The organism is Vibrio sp. 10N.286.51.B11, assembly GCF_041469245.1.
GTDB lineage: Bacteria > Pseudomonadota > Gammaproteobacteria > Enterobacterales > Vibrionaceae > Vibrio > Vibrio crassostreae_C.
Map to the genome: position 1 here is coordinate 121,690 of NZ_JBFRKI010000028.1, position 6,163 is coordinate 127,852.

Genomic DNA, 6,163 nt, shown 5'->3' on the forward strand with positions numbered 1-6,163 from the left:
CTTAGAGTTTTTAAAGGGAGGTTGGCAATGCTGCACCGACAAACACACAATTCGATCGTAAGCATCGACACAACCAAAGCGATGCAAATTTTAAATCAACCATCAAACTCTGGTAGCTGGTTTAGTTTGCTTAAACTACTGACCATCAGCACGGTAATAATCATGAGCTTAACCATCAATTCAGTACTCGCCTACCCCGCTTATTCTCACTCAAAGCCTTTGCCACACCGCAGTGTGATTTATTTCGCTCCAAAGGAAGATTCAATCGTTAAAGAGTTTCTGAATGAAGTGTTGCTCAATAACTGTCAATTGGACGAACGAGATGTCGTCATTATGGTTATTGCTGAGAGTGGTTACACAGTCCCAACTTGGTTAGAAGAAGAGTTTAACTTAGAAGCAGTCACCAGTATTTACGAGATCCCGAAAGGATCACATACCGCTGTTTTGATTGGTAAAGACGGGAAAGAGAAGCACCGATGGAGTGGCAAAACAGATTGGAAACAGATCACCAATATCATTGACGAAATGCCGATGCGCCAACAAGAAATGCAGCGACAAGGCAGCCGCTGCAGTATTTGATTCTTGATGGACTCAGTAGTGGCTTAGAGATCCAATTAGAAGGTCAAACGATCAAGCTTGTTTGTTAAACCAAGCAAGTTTTTCATGGAGCTGAGCCACGCTGCCTACAACAATCAGCGCTGGGCTCTTTGCGACGCTCGCAAGGTCAGCTAAATCACGTAACCCACCTCTAAACACCTTTTGTTCTTGGCGTGTACCGTTTTCGATGATCGCAACTGGCATGTCAGCTCGCATACCATTATCGAGTAGATTCTTCTGAATGTTCGGACTCTCTTTCAAGCCCATGTAAAACACGATGGTATGGTTGTGCTGAGCAAGAGATTGCCAGTCAATATCTTCGCCATCTTTCTTCAAGTGACCTGTAATAAACTGCACGCTTTGTGCATGATCACGGTGCGTCAACGGAATGCCCGCATAAGCCGTTGCTCCGGCAGCAGCTGTGATGCCCGGAATCACTTCAAATCTCACGTCATTCTCAGCTAACGTTTCACACTCTTCACCACCACGACCAAAGATAAACGAGTCACCACCTTTTAGACGCACTACGTGTTTGTTCTCTTGAGCTTTGGTCACTAATAGTTGGTTGATCTGATCTTGCGGTACACAGTGATGATCAAGCTTTTTGCCCACATACAGCATTTCTGCTTCTGGATTAGCCATCGCCAAAATATCTTTTGATACCAAGCGGTCATAAACCAACACGTCTGCTTGTTGAATCACTCGTGCGGCTTTTAGCGTAAGTAAGTCTGGGTCGCCCGGACCTGCACCTACCAATGAAACAAATCCTTTGTTTACTTCTTTAACATTCGATGACGATACTTCTGACATGCTGCGCTCCGAAGGTTTGCTTGTTTTATCTCAAGCTTAAATCTATGTGATAAGTCACTGTATTCATGATGACTTATCCAAATCCTTAACCCTTAGACTATCAGGTGTTGATATAAATATTCAGTCTAAATACTAACGAAGATAGAAGTAATTATAACAAAACAGTCTATTGCGAGTAATTTGCGCAATGATATAAGGGCTTTCGAACTAAAAAAGCCCCAAACATGTTGTTGGGGCTCTTAATCTCATACTAAATTACGTTTCACCCTACTGAGGATTACTTAGCACCTAGAGAAGGCGCAGTTTTAGCGTGAGTTAGGTATAGAGGAACACACGTCATTAATAGACCACCAACGATGTTACCTAGGATTGTTGGGATAAGGTTGAAGTTCAACCATGTCGCAATACCGAAGTCAGCGCCAAGAATCATACCCAGTGGGAATAGGAACATGTTTACTACTGTGTGCTCAAATACGAGTGCGAAGAAGATGAAGATTGGGAACCACATCATTGCTACACGGCCAGATACTGTGCGTGCAGTCATGTTGCCAATCACACCTAGACATACCATAAGGTTACAGAAGATACCGCGTACGAAACACGTGATCCATCCGTCCATACCCATGTTTTCAAAACCTAGGCTACGACCTGTAGAAACAGCAATGAACTTTTGAGCAACAGCGTTTGGTTCTAAAGAGAAGTTACCCGTTAGTGATACTGCAACAAGGAAAGCAACAATCAAAGAACCGATAAGGTTACCAAGACCAACAATACCCCAACAACGTAGGATACGACCCCAAGTAATACCTGGGCGGTTGTCGAATTTCGCTAAAGGTGCAAGGCCGAATACGCCAGTTACTAGGTCATAACCCATTACACTTAGAATGACGAAGCCAACTGGGAACACAAGTGCGCCAACAAGGCCAATACCGGTTTGAACCATTGCTGTAATAGCAACAACAACCGCTAGAGAAAGGATGATACCAGCCATAGTGCTTCGAATCAGAAGATCGCGAGTACTTGTTTTCGTTTTCGCTTCACCCACATCAATCATCGTTTGAACGAATTCAGCTGGTTTGTAATCAGGAGACATAAGGTTGTCCTTAAAAAGTTTAAGTTAAAATTGGATAGGAAAAGGCTCTAGTTACCGAGTTAAGGCAATATCGAGAACTAGAACCCTTGAACTATCAAATCTTACTCATCCGAAGATTAAGCAGAGATTTCTACAGCGCCTTTGGCAACACGAGCTTTGTACGCTTTCACGTTGAAGTTCTCGTCTTCCATGCACACACCTGTTGCTAGGTTAAAGCGTTGCTTCTTAAGTGGGCTTGCTACCCAAAGCTCTTCTTTGTGCTCAACAATCAAGCCACGTGATAACACGTTTGACTGGAAGTAAGGGTCTGTGTTGCTAATCGCGAATACTTCTTCAGCTTTCGTTGGGCGGAATACAGCTACTTGCTCACCACCAACCAACGCACAAACACCTGTACCTGGGATAATGTCTTCGATCTTACAAACTTTGGTAAATGCCATGATGTCGTCTCCCCTTAAACAGATTCTACGTGAATGATGTCGCCCTGATGCTTTGAAGTAATGGCTTCAGGGTGTTTCTCAGTGAATGTCGCAGGACGGTGTTGTTCACGACCATCTTCAACAAACACAACGTTATCATCGCGGTCATCAGCATTGATGAAGTGTGCAAAGCGCTTAAGTTGAGCTTCGTCGTTGATTGTATCTGTCCATTCACAAGCGAAGTTATCAACTAGGCCAGCAATGTCAGTTTCAAGTTGGTCATTGATACCAAGCTTGTTGTCTACAATCACTTCACGTAGGTAATCAACACCACCTTCTAGGTTGTCCATCCATACCGAAGTACGTTGTAGTGGCGCAGCCGTGCGGATGTAGAACATCATGAAACGGTCGATGTACTTGATTAGCGTTTCTTGGTCTAGGTCGCTTGCCAGTAAGTCTGCGTGACGAGGTTTCATACCACCGTTACCACATACATACATGTTCCAACCTGCGTCAGTCGCAATAATACCTAAATCTTTACCTTGAGCTTCAGCACACTCACGAGTACAGCCAGACACACCAAACTTCATCTTATGAGGAGTACGGATGCCTTTGTAACGGTTCTCGATCATCACGCCTAGGCCAACTGAATCTTGAACGCCGTAACGACACCAAGTAGAACCTACACATGTTTTCGCCATACGAAGTGCTTTTGCGTAAGCTTGACCCGTTTCGTAACCTGCAGCGATTAACTTCTTCCAGATTGCTGGTAAGTCATCTTTCTGAGCACCAAATAGGCCGATACGTTGTGCACCTGTGATCTTGGTGTACAAGTTGTATTCAGCAGCAACATCAGCAAGAACGCTTAGTGCTTGAGGTGTTACTTCACCACCCGCCATACGAGGGATTACAGAGTAAGTACCGTCTTTTTGCATGTTACCTAGGAAGTTGTCGTTGGTATCGTGCAGCTTCACTAATTCAGGCTTAAGGATGTGTTCACCCCAGCAAGAAGCAAGGATAGAACCTGCTAGAGGCTTACATACTTCACAGCCGTAGCCTTTACCGTATTTCTCTAATAGCTCATCGAACGTTTTGATTTCTTCGATGCGAATTAGGTGGAAAAGCTCTTGGCGAGAGTATGCAAAGTGCTCACACACGTCGTTCTTCACTTCAACACCAGCTTTAGCAAGTTCAGCGTTTAGTACTGAAGTCACTAGTGGAATACAACCACCACAACCAGTACCTGCGCCTGTTACTGCTTTGATATCACCGATTGTGTGGTGACCTTCAGCAACCGCTTGAGCGATCTTGCCTTTAGTCACATCGAAACAAGAACAGATAACAGCAGACTCAGGAAGAGAATCCGCGCCAAGTGTTGGCTTTTCAGCACCAGCATGAGCAGGAAGAATCAATGCATCTGGGTGTTCTGGTAGGTCGATTTCGTTCAGCATAAGCTGTAGAAGATCACCGTAGTCAGACGTGTCGCCAACCATTACTGCACCAAGCAGCTTCTTGTTGTCTTCAGAAACGATTAGACGCTTGTAAACTTCTTGTTCTTCGTTTTGGTAAACGTAGCTCTTACAGCCAGGAGTACGACCGTTCGCATCGCCGATAGAGCCTACTTTCACGCCCAAAAGCTTAAGCTTCGCAGACATGTCAGCACCTTCAAATGTGCTTTCGTTACCAACAACGTGGTCAACCGCTACCGTTGCCATTTTGTAACCAGGAGCCACTAGGCCGTAGAACGTTTGGTTCCAAGACGCACACTCACCGATTGCGTAGATGTCTTTGTCTGTCGTTTGACAGTGATCATTAATCTCGATACCGCCACGTGGTGCAATACCCAGCCCCATTTGACGAGCAAGTTTGTCTTGTGGGCGAATACCAGCAGAGAATACGATGAAATCAGTTTCTAGCTCTGTACCGTCTGCAAAGCGCATTACGTTACGAGCTTCAGTGCCTTCAGGAGCAATCTCAAGCGTGTTCTTACTTGTATGTACGTTAACGCCCATACGTTCGATTTTTTGACGAAGTTGGTTACCACCCGCTTGGTCAAGCTGCTCAGCCATTAGCTTTGGAGCAAACTCAACAACGTGCGTGGTTACACCAAGAGCTTTTAGTGCGCCTGCAGCTTCAAGACCAAGCAAACCACCACCAACAACCACACCAGATTTAGAATTCTTAGCGGTTGCTTCGATAGCTTTCAAGTCTTCGATTGTGCGGTAAACGAAACAGTCTTTACCTTCGTTACCTTTGATTGGCGGAACGAATGGGTATGAACCTGTAGCAAGGATTAGCTTGTCGTATTGAATTTCACGACCAGTACTTGAGTAAACTGTTTTCTTTTCACGGTTAACGTTAATAGCACGCTCACCGATCAGCATGTTGATGCCGTGTTTCTCGTAGAAGCCTTCTTTAACTAAAGAAAGTTCGTCCGCAGTATGGTGTGAAAAGTAAGAAGAAAGGTGTACACGATCATAGGCTACGCGAGGCTCTTCACAGAAGACTGTGATGTCCATGTTAGCAACGTCTGTCTTCTCGACTAAATCTTCGATATAGCGATGGCCGACCATCCCGTTACCGATTACGACTAGCTTCATCTTGCTCATAAGAATTCCTGAAGGTTATATATTTCTTAACTGAGCGAATAATGAATTATGAAAGAAAATGAAAATATGATGTAAATCAATTACGAAATCGAACTACCCTAAAGGGGTAGGACAAAAGAGGTAGATCTGCTGATTTATCATACGAAGAAAACGAATAACCGTAGGTTTAATAAGGTTTAGCGGGGTTTTATATACACTTTCGTGCAGTAAATAAGATGTTGTAAAGTTTCACAATAGGTTAGCAGTAACACAAGTAAATGACAATCATTTTCATTTGTGGTCATAATAAGTGTAATAACTCATGAAAGCGTTACAGGATCATGAGCAACTATGTATAAATATGAAGAATTTAATGACGCAAAAGACAGTCGCCCTTTTCCATTCCCCACTCATTCCACTCACAAACGGCGCAATTGGTTAACAGATGCTGTTGGTTGTTTAGCAAATGATAGGTTTACATAAGGAAAAGACCGGCACAAAAGTGATCTGATATAGCTTGTTCCTAGTGGTGCTACTGATTAGAGAGCATACGTGGAAGTTTGAACATAGCATGAGGGTTTAGAATTTCAGATAGCAAAAAGGCCAGCATTTCTGCTGGCCTTTCAACTTTGAATAGTGGAGGCGCCTCCCGGAGT

At 44.0% G+C, this 6,163-nt stretch carries 5 protein-coding genes; 1 reads left to right on the forward strand and 4 read right to left on the reverse strand.

Features of this window, described 5'->3' with window-relative positions:
* The first annotated feature begins 81 nt into the window (after nucleotides 1-81).
* Nucleotides 82-579, forward strand: a complete 498-nt coding sequence (locus AB4154_RS14990) for a DUF4174 domain-containing protein (protein WP_372123415.1) — start codon at nucleotides 82-84, stop codon at nucleotides 577-579.
* Nucleotides 580-630: 51 nt separating this feature from the next.
* On the opposite strand, the gene cobA is transcribed toward AB4154_RS14990, so the two are convergent.
* The 4 genes from cobA to nirB form a co-directional block, all read right to left on the reverse strand.
* Nucleotides 631-1,407, reverse strand: a complete 777-nt coding sequence (gene cobA / locus AB4154_RS14995) for a uroporphyrinogen-III C-methyltransferase (RefSeq protein WP_017071487.1) — start codon at nucleotides 1,405-1,407, stop codon at nucleotides 631-633.
* A gap of 277 nt (nucleotides 1,408-1,684) precedes the next feature.
* A complete protein-coding gene (locus tag AB4154_RS15000) occupies nucleotides 1,685-2,500 on the reverse strand; it encodes a formate/nitrite transporter family protein (protein ID WP_017062558.1) in 816 nt (271 codons plus the stop codon).
* Between the two features lie 116 nt (nucleotides 2,501-2,616).
* Nucleotides 2,617-2,940: a nitrite reductase small subunit NirD gene (gene nirD / locus AB4154_RS15005; RefSeq protein WP_017069123.1), complete on the reverse strand. Its 324-nt coding sequence runs from the start codon at nucleotides 2,938-2,940 to the stop codon at nucleotides 2,617-2,619.
* Nucleotides 2,941-2,954: 14 nt separating this feature from the next.
* Entirely contained in the window at nucleotides 2,955-5,528 is a 2,574-nt protein-coding gene (gene nirB, locus AB4154_RS15010; RefSeq protein WP_017062560.1) for a nitrite reductase large subunit NirB, read from the reverse strand.
* Between the last annotated feature and the right edge of the window lie 635 nt (nucleotides 5,529-6,163).

Excerpts from the sequence above, each read along its gene's own strand:
- nirB (WP_017062560.1), bottom strand. The coding sequence starts at position 5,528 with ATGAGCAAGATGAAGCTAGTCGTAATCGGTAACGGGATGGTCGGCCAT.
- AB4154_RS14990 (WP_372123415.1), top strand. The coding sequence starts at position 82 with ATGCAAATTTTAAATCAACCATCAAACTCTGGTAGCTGGTTTAGTTTG.
- AB4154_RS15000 (WP_017062558.1), bottom strand. The coding sequence starts at position 2,500 with ATGTCTCCTGATTACAAACCAGCTGAATTCGTTCAAACGATGATTGAT.
- cobA (WP_017071487.1), bottom strand. The coding sequence starts at position 1,407 with ATGTCAGAAGTATCGTCATCGAATGTTAAAGAAGTAAACAAAGGATTT.
- nirD (WP_017069123.1), bottom strand. The coding sequence starts at position 2,940 with ATGGCATTTACCAAAGTTTGTAAGATCGAAGACATTATCCCAGGTACA.